Genomic DNA, 14,678 nt, shown 5'->3' with positions numbered 1-14,678 from the left:
GGTCCTCCTCTTAAGCCGTAACCCTAGCGCCCTGGGCATCGATCGGTTATGGACGGAACGGCAAAACCGATTGGACTTTTTCCGGCGTCATGAGCCAGAGATCCATCCCCGACTTCTTCGTCTATGGCGAGCCGGTGCGGCCGCTCGATGTCGGTTTTCTGCATGTTGAGACGGTGCTTGCGCGCGGCAATATCCATCTTGGTGAGGTCGCCGCGCACAAGCACCCGCAGATGGGTCAGATCACCTTCTGGACCAGCGGCTCCGGTACCTACCGCATCGAAGACCGATCCTGGGACTTTTCGGCGCCTGCCGTGAGTTTCGTGCCGAGCACTATCGTGCACGGCTTCTCGATCGGCCCCGGCACCGACGCCATCGTCGTCTCGGTCGCCGACGGCGCGCTTGCGGCCATCGCGGCTCACAGCCTGCTGCCGCTGGACCGGCCGGTCTTTGCCGACGGCATGCCGCAGCACGCAGCGTGGGCCAGATTGGCGGCGGTGCTGGAGATGATCGCCGCCGAATACGCCGAGGCGCAAGCCGGCAAAGACAGGGTTCTGCAGGCGCTGATCGCCGTCGCGCTCTCCCACATCGCGCGCCTCAGTCCCGAGACAAAGGATGCCACGGCGTCTTCGGATGCCTCACTGGCGTTGGGGCTGCGCCGGCTCGCCGATGCGCATTTCCGCGACAACTGGCCTGTTGATCGCTACGTCGAGGCGCTGGCCACGACGCCGCATCTTCTCGACAAGGCCAGCCGCGCGGTGCTGGGCAGCGGCGTCAAACGCGTCGTCGGTGAGCGACGGCTGCTGGAGGCCAAGCGGCTGCTGTTGTTCACCGTACGCTCGGTCGAGGACATCGCCTACGAGATCGGCTTCGACGACCCGGCGTATTTTTCACGATTCTTTCGCGCGCGGGTCGGCGAAGCGCCCGCGTCCTGGCGGCGGAAACAGTTGCAGGGTCATTGATGGGTGACCATGGATGCGGACCTTGGCGCGCCGTTCCGGCGCGAGTCCGCTTCCGCCAGGGCGTTGGCTTCCCGACCGGCCATGATGCAGCCACAGCCACTTTTTCGTGAAGCTGAACGGGTTGATCCGCTCGCCTGTCTGCCTAGGTAGAAAGGAGCGGCGGGCGCCACGCAAAATCTGACAATCGGGCAAATCTGACAGTCGGCATGATATTTTCCTGCATTCGAAAGCTTGGCCTCGCTGCTCTCTGTGTCGGCATCCAGTCTTCCTGCGTCGTTCCTGACGATACGTCGCGTATCGCCAAGATTGATCCAACGGCGGCGGCTGCCCGCAAGGAGATGGTCGGCCTCAGCGAAGCCGATGTTCGAATGTGCGCCGGGTTTCCGACCGCCACCGCCGACGCCGGCCAATCGGGCCAGATCTGGACCTACAAGCGCATCGTCCAGCGCGGCAATCTCAGCATTGTGGTTCCGACGTTGGCGGTCGGCGCGATCCCGGCGGTCGGCGGCTCCGTCAATGTCGCTCCCGGCGGCTATTGCGATACGCAAATTCGCATGGTCGATGGCCGTGTCGCCGAAGTTGCCTATGCCGGCGACAACAATTTGCCGAACAGGCGCGACGCGCTTTGTGTCAGCACGGTGGACGCCTGTGTGACCTATGCTCGCCAACACGGCCAGAGGCCGGCGGCCAAATAGCCGGCGGCAGCGAAACGGCGATGGCAGGTCATGCAAATGTCGTTGAGGGCTTGACTGACCCGCCGGACCGAATACGCTAGCGCAAAATACCGGCTCTGATCGCCGGGCGGCAAAAATGCCTCGTATGCCTCGCCCTTCCGGCGCAGGCTGCGAGGCATTGTCATTTCTGGGGTCCTGTTTGAAACGGCGCATCGAGATCGGCATCCTGTATTCCCGCTCGGGGAGCTATCAACTCGTCTCCGATGCGTGCCGCATCGGCGCCATGCGCGCCATAGCCGACATCAACGCCGATCGCAGCTCAGCCATCGAACTGGTGCCGGTGGAGCGCGATCCGCAAAGCAATGCGGACCGCTACGCAACGCTTTGCGAAGATATCTTCAAGACCAGCAGCGCACGCCATGTCATCGGCTGCGTCACCTCCTGGAGCCGCAAGGAAACCATTCCGGTCTTGGAGAAAGCCGGCGGCATGCTCTGGTACGCCTGCCCCTATGAGGGCTTCGAAGCCAATGAGCATGTCGTCTACATGCACGCCTGCCCCAACCAGCATCTGGTGCCGCTGATGGCGCATGTCGTGCCGCGTTTCGGCGCCAACGGCTTCCTGCTCGGCTCGAACTACATCTGGGGCTGGGAGATGAATCGCGTCGCGCGCGACCTGATCGCGGATGCCGGCGGCAAGGTGCTGGGCGAACGCTACCTGCGCATCGGCGAGACCGACGTGTCGCGGCTGATCGCGGAGATCCGCGCCACGCGGCCGAACTTCATCCTCAACAATTTGATCGGCACCTCGTCCTACGCCTTCCTCGCGGCCTATCGCGACCTGGGTCACGAGGATGCCGCCTTCAGTCCCGAGACTTGCCCCGTCATCTCCTGCAACCTGACCGAAGGTGAGCTGCCGGCGATCGGTGAATCCGGCAAGGGACATCTGTCGGTCGGGCCGTATTTCGCGCCGCGCCCGGCTGCCTTTGCCTCATCCTTCGAGGCCTCCGCCTATGCCTCGGTGCAGGTGATGGCCGACGTGCTCTCCAGCAATCCCGACGCCGGTCCGGCGGAATTCTCCAGAGCCTTCGCCGAACGCCGCTTCTCCACCCGGCTCGGTCCGATCGCCATCGACGCCCACTCGCAGCACGCGACACTGCCGGTGATCATCGGGCGCATCGCGGACGGCTTCTTCGAGGTCGTCAGCCGCGAAGACGAAGTCGCGCCGGATCCGTATCTGTCGCGCTACGACCCGGCAAAAACATTCGGCCGCCCGCGCCTGAGGGTGGTGTCGTGACCAGAGCCCCACGCATCCCCAATCTCGGCGGCGCCAGGGCGTTTATCCTGCATCGCCCACATCCGACGGTGCAGGCGATCACCAGGCAATTGTCGGCCATCGGGCTGATCACGCTGGATTGCTGGCCGGAACTGCCGCCCGAGGCGCTGGCCGCCGATTTCGTCTTCTTCGACGCCGATCTCGGCTTTGACGAGCAATTCCCCTGGAAGCCGGGCGAAGCGCCGATGCCGCTGGTGGCGCTGATCGGTTCCGAGGCGCCGGGCCGCATCGAATGGGCGCTGTCGCATAAGGCCGATGCGCAGCTGCTGAAGCCGGTCGGCAATGCCGGCGTCTACAGCGCGCTGCTGATCGCGCGCCAGAGTTTCGAGGCGCGAAAACACCTGGCCAGCGAGATCGCCTCGCTTCGCCAGCGCGTTGCCGAACGCCAGACCATCGTTCGCGCGGTGACGGCACTGGCGAAAGGCAGCGATGACGGCCGCGCCTATGCGCAGCTGCGCTCGCTGGCGATGAGCTGGCAGATCAGCGTCGAGGATGCCGCGCGGCGGATCGTGGCCATGACAAGCGAAGAAGCAACAGGGGAAGAAGGCGGCGATGACCAGTCCCATCGCGCCTGATCTCACCGCGCCAGGGCGCATGCCGGTCAAGCCGCGCGCCGGCGTCTGGCGCCGGCTGGTCAGGCGCCGTCTGGCTCTGCTCGGGCTGGTCATCGTCGCCATCGTCGTTGCCGGCGCCGTGCTGGCGCCATGGCTGACCGGCTATGATCCCAACGAGCAGATGTTCGACGGCCTGACCATCGAGGGCTCGCCCTTGCCGCCGGATGCAAAATTCTGGCTGGGCACCGACTTGCTCGGCCGCGACCTCCTGACCCGCATCCTCTACGGCGCCCGCACCTCGCTGATCATCGGCATCGTCGCCAATGGCGTGGCGCTGTTCATCGGCACGCTGGTCGGTGTTGTCGCCGGCTATTTCCGTGGCTGGATCGGCAGCGCGCTGATGCGTTTCACCGATTTGATGATGGCGTTTCCGGCACTGCTGCTCGCCATTTGCCTGGCCGCGGTGTTCGAGCCCAGCCTGTGGATCGTCGCCATGGTCATCGCTTTGGTCAACTGGGTGCAGACCGCCCGCGTCATCTACACCGAGACCTCATCGCTGGCGGAGCGTGAGTTCATCGATGCCGAACGCACCATCGGCGCGAGCGCGCCGCGCATCCTGTTTCGCCACATCCTGCCGCATCTCTTACCGACCATCATCGTCTGGGGCACGCTCGGCATTTCGACCACCGTGCTGCTTGAGGCGACACTCTCCTTCCTCGGCATCGGCGTCCAGCCGCCGACGGCGTCCTGGGGCAACATCATCTTCGAGAACCAGACTTATTTCCAGGCCGCACCCTGGCTGGTGTTCTTTCCGGGTGCCGCGATCCTGGCGCTGGCGCTCGCCTTCAACCTGATCGGCGATGCGCTGCGCGACATTCTCGATCCGACGCAGAGGGGCCGGGCATGATCGCCTATCTCGGCCGCCGCCTCATCCAGTCGCTGCTGATCCTGCTCGGCGTCTCGCTGATCACCTTCGCGCTGCTCTATCTCCTGCCGGCCGATCCGGTGCGCCAGATCGCCGGCCGCAGCGCCACGCCGCAGACGGTCGAGAACATCCGCCAGCAGCTCGGCCTCGACCAGCCGTTCGTCGTCCAGTACTGGCGCTATCTCACGAAGCTCGTCAGCGGCGATCTCGGCCGCTCCTACATCCAGCGCTCCGAAGTCACCGAGCTGATCGTCTCGCGGCTGCCGGCCAGCCTGTTGCTGATGGTCGGCGCCATCCTGTGCGAGCTGTTGCTCGGCCTGAGCATGGGCCTGATCGCCGCCGTCAAGCGCGGCACCGCCGCTGACCAGACGCTGATGGTCGCCTCCTTCGTCGGCGTCTCGGCGCCGCAATTCGTCGTCGGTCTGCTGCTGCTCTACGTCTTTGCCGTGCGGCTCAGCTGGTTCCCGATCGGCGGCTACGGCACCTGGCGTCATCTGGTGCTGCCGTCACTGACCATGGGAATCCTCGGCGCCGGCTGGTACGCGCGCATGATGCGCTCGTCGATGATCGACGTGCTGCGCCAGGATTACGTGCGCACCGCCCGCGCCAAAGGCCTGGCGCGGCGAGCTATCCTGTTCCGCCATGCGCTGCCCAACGCCATCCTGCCGGTGATCGCCATGATCGGCATCGACATAGGCATCTTCATGGGCGGCATCGTCGTCGTCGAAAGCGTATTCGGCTGGCCCGGCATCGGCCAGCTCGCCTGGCAGGCCATCCAGCGCGTCGACATCCCGATCATCATGGGTGTGACGCTGGTGTCGGCCTTCGCCATCGTGCTGGGCAATCTGCTGGCCGACATCATCGCGCCCTTCATCGACCCCCGCATCAAGCTCAGATGAAATGAAAACCAGACAGAGAAAGGGAACATAAAAATGAAAAATTTTCTCGCATCCACGGTAGCGGCATCGGCGCTGGCGCTGATGCTCGGCATGACGAGCGTTCGCGCCGAGGACGCCGTCGATCCGAACGCCAAGCAGGGCGGCGCCATCACCATCACCTACAAGGACGACGTCGCCACGCTCGATCCGGCGATCGGCTATGACTGGCAGAACTGGTCGATGATCAAGAGCCTGTTCGACGGGTTGATGGATTACGAGCCGGGCACCACCAATCTGAAGCCCGACCTCGCCGAAAGCTACGAGATTTCGCCCGACGGCAAGACCTTCACCTTCAAGCTGCGCCATGGCGTGAAATTCCACAATGGTCGCGAGATGACGGCCGACGACGTGAAATATTCGCTCGACCGCGTCACCAATCCGAAGACGCAGAGCCCCGGCGCCGGCTTCTTCGGCTCGATCAAGGGCTATGACGATGTCGCCGCCGGCAAGGCCGAGAGCCTCTCCGGCGTCACCGTCGTCGACCCTTACACGGTCAAGTTCGAACTGACCCGCCCCGACGCCACCTTCCTGCATGTGATGGCCATCAACTTCGCCCATGTCGTGCCGAAGGAAGAGGTCGAGAAATACGGCGCCGATTTCGGCAAGCATCCGGTCGGCACCGGCGCCTTCAAGCTCGCCGAGTGGACGCTCGGCCAGCGCATCGTCTTCGAGCGCAATGCGGACTACTGGCACAAGGGCCTGCCGCATCTGGACAAGATCACCTTCGAGATCGGCCAGGAGCCGATCGTGGCGCTGCTGCGCCTGCAGAAGGGCGAGATCGACGTCCCCGGCGACGGCATTCCGCCAGCAAAATTCCAGGAGGTGATGGCCGATCCCGAGCAGAAGGCACGCGTCGTCGAGGGCGGCCAGCTGCACACCGGCTATGTCACCATGAACACCACCATGGCGCCGTTCGACAATGTTAAGGTGCGCCAGGCAGTCAACATGGCGATCAACAAGGCGCGCGTCATCCAGATCATCAACGGCCGCGCCGTGCCGGCCAACCAGCCGCTGCCGCCGTCGATGCCGGGCTACGACAAGGAATACAAGGGCTATCCCTATGACGTCGCCAAGGCCAAGGCGCTGCTCGCAGAGGCTGGCCACCCCGACGGCTTCGAGACACAGCTGTTTGCCATGAACACCGATCCCAACCCGCGCATCGCCCAGGCGATCCAGCAGGATCTGGCGGCGATCGGCATCAAGGCAAGCATCCAGTCGCTGGCGCAGGCAAACGTGATTGCCGCCGGCGGCGACAAGGCCGGCGCACCGATGATCTGGTCCGGCGGCATGGCCTGGATCGCCGACTTCCCGGATCCGTCGAACTTCTACGGCCCGATCCTCGGCTGCGCCGGTGCGGTGCCAGGCGGCTGGAACTGGTCGTGGTATTGCAACAAGGATCTCGACGCCAAGGCGGCCGAGGCCGACTCGGTGGTCGACCCGGCTAAATCAGGCGAACGCGACAAGATGTGGAGCGCCATCTACGACAAGGTGATGGAAGACGCGCCCTGGGCGCCGGTCTTCAACGAGCAGCGCTTCACCATGAAATCGGCGCGCATGGGCGGCGCCGACAACCTCTATGTCGACCCGGTTCATATCCCGATCAACTACGACAATGTGTACGTAAAAGATGTGCAATAACTGCGACTACACCATCCACGGGCGCCAACATCATTTCGGCTGGGACAATTCGTTTGCCCCGGCCGAGCGGGTGGCGCCCGGCTCGACGATCGAGTTCCAGTGCCTCGATTCCTCCGGCGGCCAGTTGCAGGCCGGCAGCACGGTCGCCGACGTCGCCAAGCTCGACTTCGCCACCGTCAATCCGGCGACCGGGCCGATCTTCGTCGAGGGCGCCGAGCCGGGTGACGCGCTGAAGGTGACGATCGAGATGTTCAAGCCGTCCGGCTTCGGCTGGACGGCCAACATTCCGGGCTTTGGGCTGCTCGCCGACGACTTCAAGGAGCCGGCGCTGAACATCTGGAAATACGACGCTGCCTCGCTCGAGCCGGCGCTGTTCGGCAAGAATGCGCGTGTGCCGTTGAAACCCTTCGCCGGCACCATAGGCAACGCGCTGGCGGAAAAGGGCCACCACTCGGTGGTGCCGCCAAGGCGCGTCGGCGGCAATCTCGACATCCGCGATCTCGCCGCCGGCACCACGCTCTATCTGCCGGTGGAAGTGGCGGGCGCGCTGTTTTCGGTTGGCGACACCCATGCCGCGCAAGGTGACGGCGAGGTCTGCGGCACGGCGATCGAAAGTCCGATGGACGTCGTGCTCAAGCTCGACCTGGTCAAGGATGCCAGGCTGAAGACGCCGCGCTTCACCACGCCAGGCCCGGTGACGCGCCATCTCGACGCCAAGGGCTATGAGGTGACGACCGGCATCGGTCCGGACCTGATGACCGGCGCCAGGGAAGCGGTTGCGCAGATGGTCGACCTGCTCGCCGGTCGTTATCACATCGACCCAGTCGAGGCCTATATGCTGGCCTCGGTCTGCGGCGATCTCCGCATCAGCGAGATCGTCGACATGCCGAACTGGGTGGTGTCGTTCTACTTTCCGCGCTGCGTGTTTGAATGAGGAGGGGGGTGTGCCGGAGTAAATCCCTCTCCGGGTCACGCGCGCAATGATCGCCGCCAGCGAACCCATACTCGACATCGCCAACCTCTCCGTCAGCGTGCGCGGCGAGGAGGGCGAGCGCGAGGTCGTCTCCGACCTGTCGCTGACGTTGTCTCGCGGCGAGACGCTGTGCATTGCCGGTGAATCCGGCTCCGGCAAATCGATGACCGCTCTGGCCATCATGCAGCTTCTGCCGCAGCCTGCCGCCAGGATTTCATCCGGCAAGGTCCATCTCGGCGATACAGATCTGACGATTCTGGACGAGCGCCGGATGCGGCGCATTCGCGGCAACCGCATCGCCATGATCTTCCAGGAGCCGATGACCTCACTCAACCCGGTGCTGTCGATCGGCCGGCAGCTCACCGAATCCATCGAGGCGCATACCTCCCTGTCGCAGAGCGAGGCTCGCCAGCGTGCCATCGAGGCGCTGAAGGCGGTGCGCATTTCGGAAGCCGAAAGCCGGCTAAAACAGTTTCCGCACGAACTGTCCGGCGGCATGCGCCAGCGGGTGATGATCGCCATGGCGCTGGCGCTCGAGCCGGACGTGCTGATCGCCGACGAGCCGACGACGGCGCTCGACGTCACCGTGCAAGGCGAGGTGCTGGAACTTTTGCGCGATCTGCAGCGCCAGCATGGCACCAGCGTCATCCTCATCACTCATGACATGGGCGTCGTCGCCGAAATGGCCGACCGCGTCATCATCATGCGGCATGGCCGCATGGTCGAAGAGGGAAAAACCGCTGACATTTTCGCCAGGCCGCAAGCCGGCTACACGCGCGAGCTGCTGGCCGCCGTGCCGCGCATCGGCAGCGGCGTCGGTCGCCAAGGCTCCAGGAGTGCCGAGACGGCAACACCGGCCAATGTCGCTGACGTCAAGGACCTGCATGTCCGTTTCGACCTGCATGGCGGCTTCTTCGGCCGGGTCACTCGTCGCGTCCACGCCGTCGAAGGCGTCAGCTTCTCGATCGCGCCCAACGAGACGCTGGCGCTGGTCGGCGAATCCGGTTGTGGCAAGTCGACCACCGCCAAGGCGCTGGCCGGACTGGTGCCCTACAGCGGCGACATCGCCATTGGCGGCCGCAATCTGTCCGGCCTCGGCCGCGACGAGCGCAAGGCGGTGCGCCGCGACGTGCAGATGATTTTCCAGGACCCCTATGCCTCGTTGGACCCACGCATGCGTGTCGGCGACCTCGTCGCCGAGCCGCTGCTGATCCACGGTATCGCCTCGAAGGAAGAGCGCAGCGAGCGTGTCGCAGCGCTGTTCGAGCGCGTCGGCCTGTCGGCCGACCAGATGGAACTCTATCCGCATGAATTCTCCGGCGGCCAGCGCCAGCGCGTCTGCATTGCCCGCGCGCTTGCACTGCGGCCGAAGCTGATCATCGCCGACGAAAGCGTCTCGGCGCTCGACGTCTCGGTGCAGGCGCGCGTGCTCGATCTGTTGAAGGAATTGCAGCGCGAATTCGGCGTCGCCTATCTCTTCATCTCGCATGACATGGCGGTGGTCGAGAACATCTCCGACCGCGTCGCCGTCATGTATCTCGGCCAGATCGTCGAGATGGGCACCCGCGACCAGGTCTTTTCCAACCCGCGCCATCCCTACACCAGGCGCCTGATCGAAGCCGTGCCCGTGCCCGATCCCGCGCGGCGCAGAAGCCGCTTCGCGCGCCTCGACCAGGAAATCCCGAGCGCCACCCGCAGGATCGGCGAGGCGCCGCTGAAACTGGCGCTGAGGGATGTCGGCAACGGCCACCTCGTCGCCGCCGAGGGCTGACCGGCACTGCCGCCGGGCGGTTCACATGTTTGTGTCTCTATCTCTCGCCCAAGGCTCGCGTTGCGCCGCCAAACCGTATCGCTTCGAACACTAAATCCCTAACGGCCTCTTGCCCTCTGTCCCTATCTTCCTCATGTTCAATACCATTGCGATGATCGATCGTAGGAGGGTCGGTCGGATTCATCGCTATGGGAGGAAGTCAACCATGAAGGTAAGCCTTTTCGTTTCCGCGGCACTTCTCGCCGCATCCGCGATCCCCGCTTCGGCCGCCGAAATTTCCAACGGCAAGGTCAAGATCGGCATCCTCAACGACCAGTCGGGCGTCTACGCCGACTTCGGCGGCAAGTGGTCGGTCGAGGCGGCCAAGATGGCCGTTGAGGATTTCGGCGGCAAGGTGCAGGGAGCGCCGATAGAAATCATCAGCGCCGACCACCAGAACAAGCCGGATATCGCCTCCAACATCGCCCGGCAGTGGTACGACACCGAGCAAGTCGATGCCATCATGGAACTGACGACCTCTTCGGTAGCGCTCGCCGTCCAGGGGATTTCCAAGGAAAAGAAGAAGATCGACATCGTCACCGGCGCGGCGACCACGGAGCTGACCGGCAAACAGTGCTCGCCCTATGGCTTCCACTGGGCCTATGACACTCACTCGCAGGCGGTGGGTACCGGCGGCTCTCTCGTGCAGCAGGGCGGCGACAGCTGGTTCTTCGTCACCGTCGACTATGCATTCGGCTATTCGCTGAAGGATCAGACCACCAAGTTCGTCGAAAGCCATGGCGGCAAGGTGCTGGGCGAGGTGCGTTATCCCCTGGGATCGACCGATTATTCGTCCTTCCTGCTGCAGGCGCAATCGTCGGGCGCCAAGGTCATCGGCCTGGCCAATGCCGGCCTCGATACCTCCAACTCCATCAAGCAGGCGGCCGAATTCGGCATCGTGCAGGGCGGTCAGCGTCTTGCCGCACTCCTGTTCACGCTGGCCGAGGTGCATGGGCTTGGCCTTCAGGCGGCGCAGGGCGTCGTGCTGACCGAAGGGTATTACTGGGATCGCGACGACAAGAGCCGCGAATTCGGGCAGCGCTTCTTCAAGCGCACCAACCGCATGCCGAACATGATCCAGGCCGCGACCTATTCGGCGGTGACGCAGTATTTGAAGGCGATCGACAAGGCCGGCACGGACGAGACCGAAGCCGTCGCCAAGCAGCTGCATTCGATGCCTGTGGACGACGCGGTGATAACCAACGGCAAGGTGCAGGCGGACGGCAACATGGTCCACGACATGTACCTCTACCAGGTCAAGTCGCCAGCCGAGAGCACCAAGGATTGGGACTACTACAAATATCTCGCCACCATTCCAGGCAACGAGGCCTTCCTCAGCGAGAAGGAAAGCGGCTGTCCGACGGCCGGCCAGTGATCGGCGCGGCCGATGGCGCCGACTGACCTGGACGCGAACGAGCCGCGGGTTGTGCTTTCCGCCCGCGGGTTGCGACGCGACTTTGCCGGCTTCATCGCCGTCAAAAACGTCGATCTCGATGTCCGCCATGGCAACATCCATGCCCTGATCGGACCCAACGGCGCCGGCAAGACGACCGTCTTCAACCTGCTCACCAAGTTCCTGGCGCCGACCAGCGGCAGGATCGAGCTGCTTGGCCACGACATCACCCGCACCTCGCCGGCCAGGGTTGCGCGGATGGGGCTGGTGCGCTCGTTCCAGATATCGGCGATTTTTCCGCACCTCAGCGTGCTCGACAATGTCCGCGTCGCGCTGCAGCGGCCGGGTGGTCTTGCCGTTCAATTCTGGCGCTCGCTCGCGGCGCTCGACCGGCTGACCCCGCGCGCCGAGGAATTGCTGCGCTCGGTTGGTCTCGACGACGCCAGGAACAGGCTCGCCGGCGATCTTTCCTATGGCAGGAAACGCGTGCTGGAGATCGCCACGACGCTCGCGCTCGATCCGAAAGTGCTGCTGCTGGACGAGCCGATGGCCGGCATGGGGCATGAGGACGTGGCCACGGTTTCCAGCCTCATCCGTTCGGTTGCCAGGGATCGCGCCGTGCTGATGGTCGAGCACAATCTGACAGTGGTGGCCGACCTTTGCGACTGGATAACGGTCATGCAGCGCGGCGAGGTGCTGGCCGCTGGCGACTACGCCACCGTTAGCCGCGACGAGCGCGTCAAGATCGCCTATATGGGCACCGCCGATGACTAGTGCCGCACCTCTGCTTGCCGTCACCGGCCTCAACGCCTGGTATGGCGAGGGCCATGCGCTGCACGGTGTCGATCTGGAAGTGTTTGCCGGCGAGACGGTCACGCTGCTCGGCCGCAACGGCGTCGGCAAGACGACGACGCTGCGCGCCATCATGGGGTTGATCCGCAAGCGGACCGGCCGGATCGCCTTCGACGGCAAGGACCTGATGCGGCTGCCGCTGCACCGCACCGCCCATCAAGGCATCGGCTTCGTGCCGGAGGAGCGCGGCATCTTCGCAACGCTGACCGTGGACGAGAATCTGGTTCTGCCGCCGGTCGTCGCGCAGGGCGGCATGAGCGTCGAGGAGATATTCGATCTGTTCCCCAATCTGAAGGAGCGGCGCAACAGTCCCGGCACCAGGCTGTCGGGCGGCGAACAGCAGATGCTGGCGATCGCGCGCATGCTGCGAACCGGCGTGAAGATGCTGCTTCTCGACGAACCGACGGAGGGGCTCGCTCCCGTCATCGTGCAGCGCATCGGCGCGTTGCTGGCGACGTTGAAAAAGCGCGGCATGACGATCCTGCTGGTCGAGCAGAACTTCCGCTTCGCCAGTCGCGTCGCCGACCGTTTCTATCTGATGGAGCACGGCAAGGTGGTGGCGGGGTTTCCGGTCGGCGAGCTGCCGGACCGCATGGCGCAGCTCCACGAAGTCCTGGGTGTATGATGGCGCCATGACGATGATCTTCGGAATCCCGGTTCAGGCCTTCCTCGGCCAATTGCTGGTCGGCCTGATCAACGGCTCGTTCTACGCCATGCTGAGCCTGGGCCTGGCTGTCATATTCGGCTTGCTGCGCGTCATCAATTTCGCGCATGGCGCCCAGTATATGTTCGGCGCCTTCGTCGGCTATCTGCTTCTCACCCATCTCGGCATCGGCTATTGGCCCGCTTTGATCCTTGTGCCGCTGATCGTTGGCGTCTTCGGCGTCGTGGTCGAGCGCCTGGCGCTGTCGAGGCTGTACGATCTCGATCCGCTCTACGGGCTGCTCTTCACCTTCGGCCTCGCTCTCGTGCTCGAAGGCATCTTCCGCTATTATTACGGCGTCTCGGGAAACCCCTACGCCGTGCCGCCGCTGCTTGCCGGCGGCACCAATCTCGGCTTCATGTTCCTGCCCAACTATCGCGGCTGGGTCGTGGTCGCCTCGCTGATCGTCTGCTTCGGCACCTGGGCGCTGATCGAGAAGACCAGGCTTGGGTCCTATCTGCGCGCGGCAACCGAGAATCCCCGTCTCGTCCAGGCTTTCGGCGTCAACGTGCCGTTGCTGCTGACCCTCACCTACGGCCTTGGCTCCGCGCTGGCCGGGCTTGCCGGCATTCTGGCAGCACCGATCTACCAGGTGAGCCCGCTTATGGGATCGGACCTCATCATCGTCGTCTTCGCGGTGGTGGTGGTCGGCGGCATGGGATCGATCCTCGGTGCGATCGTCACCGGCTACATGCTTGGCCTCGCCGAGGGCCTGACCAAGGTCTTCTACCCCGAGGCCTCCAATCTCGTGGTCTTCGTCATCATGGCCATCGTGCTTCTGGTCCGGCCGGCTGGCCTGTTCGGAAGGGACGCTTGACATGTCGGAAGGGACATCTGACATGACCGAACTGACGCTTCGCGAGGCATCGGCCAAAACCTCGGCACGGCTGGAATGGATGCTGGTCGGGCTCGGCATCCTGGCGCTGCTGGTAGCGCCTTTCCTGATCTATCCGATCTTCCTGATGAAGATGCTGTGTTTCGCGCTGTTTGCCTGCGCGTTCAATCTTCTGCTCGGCTATACCGGGCTCTTATCGTTCGGCCACGCCACCTTCTTCGGCGGCGCCGCCTACTTCACCGCGCATGCCGTCAAGGTCTGGGGCTGGCCGCCGGAAGCCGGCATTCTGCTCGGCATGGCGGGTGCGGCCTTGCTCGGCCTTGTCATGGGCTTTTTCGCCATTCGCCGGCAAGGCATCTATTTCGCCATGATCACGCTGGCGCTGTCGCAGATGTTCTTCTTCTTCTGCGTGCAGTCGCCCTTCACGCAAGGCGAGGACGGCATTCAGGGCGTGCCGCGCGGCATGCTGCTTGGCGTCCTCGACCTGAACGTCTCGCTGAACATGTATTACTTCGTGCTGGCGGTGTTCCTGATCGGCGTCTTCGCCATCTGGCGCATCGTCAACTCGCCGTTCGGCATGATCCTGCGCTCGATCCGCGAGAACGAGAACCGCGCCATTTCGCTGGGCTATTCCGTCGCCAACTACAAGCTGGGCGCCTTCGTCATGTCGGCGGCCCTGGCCGGGCTGGCCGGCTCGCTCAAGGCGATCGTTTTCCAGTTCGCCACGCTCACCGACGTCACCTGGCAGATGTCGGGCGAAGTGATCCTGATGACGCTTCTCGGCGGCATCGGCACCATGGTCGGGCCGATCATCGGCGCCAGCCTTGTCATTGGCCTGGAAAACACGCTTGCCACTTCCGGCTTTCCGGTGACCATCGCCACCGGCCTCATCTTCATGGTGTGCGTGCTGATCTTCCGGCGCGGCATCGTCGGCGAATTTTATGCGCGGATTTTCAAGCGGGCGGGCAAGGACTGAGCAGTTCAAGCTGGCGGCTGAATACCTAACCGCTCGATTGTCCGGTTGCGTCCTAGTTCTGCCGGTAAGGAACTCGGAACCTGGGGGGCCGCACGCCAATGTTGGACAACTACGC

The 14,678-nt window shown here is 64.1% G+C and carries 14 protein-coding genes; all 14 read left to right on the top strand.

From position 1 onward, the window contains the following. Positions 1-89: 89 nt before the first annotated feature. The 14 genes from M729_RS0106845 to M729_RS0106780 all read left to right on the top strand — a co-directional run bounded on the left by M729_RS0106845 (position 90) and on the right by M729_RS0106780 (position 14,563). On the top strand, positions 90-959 hold the full coding sequence (locus tag M729_RS0106845) for a helix-turn-helix domain-containing protein (RefSeq protein ID WP_013528539.1): 870 nt from the start codon (positions 90-92) through the stop codon (positions 957-959). 206 nt (positions 960-1,165) lie between these two features. Further along, positions 1,166-1,654, top strand: a complete 489-nt coding sequence (locus M729_RS0106840) for a hypothetical protein (RefSeq protein WP_024502125.1) — start codon at positions 1,166-1,168, stop codon at positions 1,652-1,654. A 178-nt stretch (positions 1,655-1,832) separates the two neighbouring features. Beyond that, complete coding sequence (locus M729_RS0106835) at positions 1,833-2,927, top strand: transporter substrate-binding protein (RefSeq protein ID WP_027161135.1); 1,095 nt, start codon at positions 1,833-1,835, stop codon at positions 2,925-2,927. Continuing rightward, the gene (locus M729_RS0106830) at positions 2,924-3,541 is read left to right on the top strand and encodes an ANTAR domain-containing protein (RefSeq protein ID WP_024502123.1); all 618 of its coding nucleotides are present in this window, start codon (positions 2,924-2,926) and stop codon (positions 3,539-3,541) included. The genes M729_RS0106835 and M729_RS0106830 overlap by 4 nt, the downstream gene beginning before the upstream one ends. Before the next feature lie 19 nt (positions 3,542-3,560). After that, on the top strand, positions 3,561-4,427 hold the full coding sequence (locus M729_RS0106825; RefSeq protein WP_128278528.1) for an ABC transporter permease: 867 nt from the start codon (positions 3,561-3,563) through the stop codon (positions 4,425-4,427). Next, positions 4,424-5,344, top strand: a complete 921-nt coding sequence (locus M729_RS0106820; RefSeq protein ID WP_027161134.1) for an ABC transporter permease — start codon at positions 4,424-4,426, stop codon at positions 5,342-5,344. The genes M729_RS0106825 and M729_RS0106820 overlap by 4 nt, the downstream gene beginning before the upstream one ends. Before the next feature lie 33 nt (positions 5,345-5,377). Continuing rightward, positions 5,378-7,021, top strand: a complete 1,644-nt coding sequence (locus tag M729_RS0106815; protein ID WP_024502121.1) for an ABC transporter substrate-binding protein — start codon at positions 5,378-5,380, stop codon at positions 7,019-7,021. Beyond that, entirely contained in the window at positions 7,011-7,955 is a 945-nt protein-coding gene (locus M729_RS0106810) for an acetamidase/formamidase family protein (RefSeq protein WP_027161133.1), read from the top strand. Before M729_RS0106815 ends, M729_RS0106810 begins: the two co-directional genes overlap by 11 nt. Positions 7,956-8,001: 46 nt before the next feature. Then, positions 8,002-9,765, top strand: a complete 1,764-nt coding sequence (locus M729_RS0106805; protein WP_027161132.1) for an ABC transporter ATP-binding protein — start codon at positions 8,002-8,004, stop codon at positions 9,763-9,765. Positions 9,766-9,970: 205 nt separating this feature from the next. Beyond that, positions 9,971-11,179 carry an ABC transporter substrate-binding protein gene (locus M729_RS0106800; protein ID WP_027161131.1) on the top strand — a complete coding sequence of 403 codons (1,209 nt, stop codon included), beginning with the start codon at positions 9,971-9,973 and terminating at the stop codon, positions 11,177-11,179. Between the two features lie 12 nt (positions 11,180-11,191). Beyond that, positions 11,192-11,971, top strand: coding sequence for an ABC transporter ATP-binding protein (locus tag M729_RS0106795; protein ID WP_013528529.1), 780 nt, complete (start codon positions 11,192-11,194; stop codon positions 11,969-11,971). Further along, positions 11,964-12,674 carry an ABC transporter ATP-binding protein gene (locus M729_RS0106790; protein ID WP_013528528.1) on the top strand — a complete coding sequence of 237 codons (711 nt, stop codon included), beginning with the start codon at positions 11,964-11,966 and terminating at the stop codon, positions 12,672-12,674. Before M729_RS0106795 ends, M729_RS0106790 begins: the two co-directional genes overlap by 8 nt. 7 nt (positions 12,675-12,681) lie before the next feature. Then, entirely contained in the window at positions 12,682-13,569 is an 888-nt protein-coding gene (locus M729_RS0106785) for a branched-chain amino acid ABC transporter permease (protein ID WP_024502116.1), read from the top strand. A gap of 22 nt (positions 13,570-13,591) precedes the next feature. After that, the gene (locus tag M729_RS0106780) at positions 13,592-14,563 is read left to right on the top strand and encodes a branched-chain amino acid ABC transporter permease (RefSeq protein ID WP_024502115.1); all 972 of its coding nucleotides are present in this window, start codon (positions 13,592-13,594) and stop codon (positions 14,561-14,563) included. Positions 14,564-14,678: the final 115 nt, after the last annotated feature.

The sequence above is a fragment of the Mesorhizobium sp. WSM1293 genome (genome assembly GCF_000513875.1).
Taxonomy (GTDB): Bacteria; Pseudomonadota; Alphaproteobacteria; order Rhizobiales; family Rhizobiaceae; genus Mesorhizobium; species Mesorhizobium ciceri.
The sequence above is the reverse complement of the archived record's forward strand: the minus strand, read 5'-3'. Positions and strand labels throughout refer to the sequence as shown.

What these genes read in the sequence shown, in the direction of transcription:
- M729_RS0106845 (WP_013528539.1), top strand. Translation starts at nt 90, where the DNA reads ATGAGCCAGAGATCCATCCCCGACTTCTTCGTCTATGGCGAGCCGGTG.
- M729_RS0106840 (WP_024502125.1), top strand. Translation starts at nt 1,166, where the DNA reads ATGATATTTTCCTGCATTCGAAAGCTTGGCCTCGCTGCTCTCTGTGTC.
- M729_RS0106825 (WP_128278528.1), top strand. Translation starts at nt 3,561, where the DNA reads ATGCCGGTCAAGCCGCGCGCCGGCGTCTGGCGCCGGCTGGTCAGGCGC.
- M729_RS0106820 (WP_027161134.1), top strand. Translation starts at nt 4,424, where the DNA reads ATGATCGCCTATCTCGGCCGCCGCCTCATCCAGTCGCTGCTGATCCTG.
- M729_RS0106815 (WP_024502121.1), top strand. Translation starts at nt 5,378, where the DNA reads ATGAAAAATTTTCTCGCATCCACGGTAGCGGCATCGGCGCTGGCGCTG.
- M729_RS0106810 (WP_027161133.1), top strand. Translation starts at nt 7,011, where the DNA reads ATGTGCAATAACTGCGACTACACCATCCACGGGCGCCAACATCATTTC.
- M729_RS0106805 (WP_027161132.1), top strand. Translation starts at nt 8,002, where the DNA reads ATGATCGCCGCCAGCGAACCCATACTCGACATCGCCAACCTCTCCGTC.
- M729_RS0106800 (WP_027161131.1), top strand. Translation starts at nt 9,971, where the DNA reads ATGAAGGTAAGCCTTTTCGTTTCCGCGGCACTTCTCGCCGCATCCGCG.
- M729_RS0106795 (WP_013528529.1), top strand. Translation starts at nt 11,192, where the DNA reads ATGGCGCCGACTGACCTGGACGCGAACGAGCCGCGGGTTGTGCTTTCC.
- M729_RS0106790 (WP_013528528.1), top strand. Translation starts at nt 11,964, where the DNA reads ATGACTAGTGCCGCACCTCTGCTTGCCGTCACCGGCCTCAACGCCTGG.
- M729_RS0106785 (WP_024502116.1), top strand. Translation starts at nt 12,682, where the DNA reads ATGACGATGATCTTCGGAATCCCGGTTCAGGCCTTCCTCGGCCAATTG.
- M729_RS0106780 (WP_024502115.1), top strand. Translation starts at nt 13,592, where the DNA reads ATGACCGAACTGACGCTTCGCGAGGCATCGGCCAAAACCTCGGCACGG.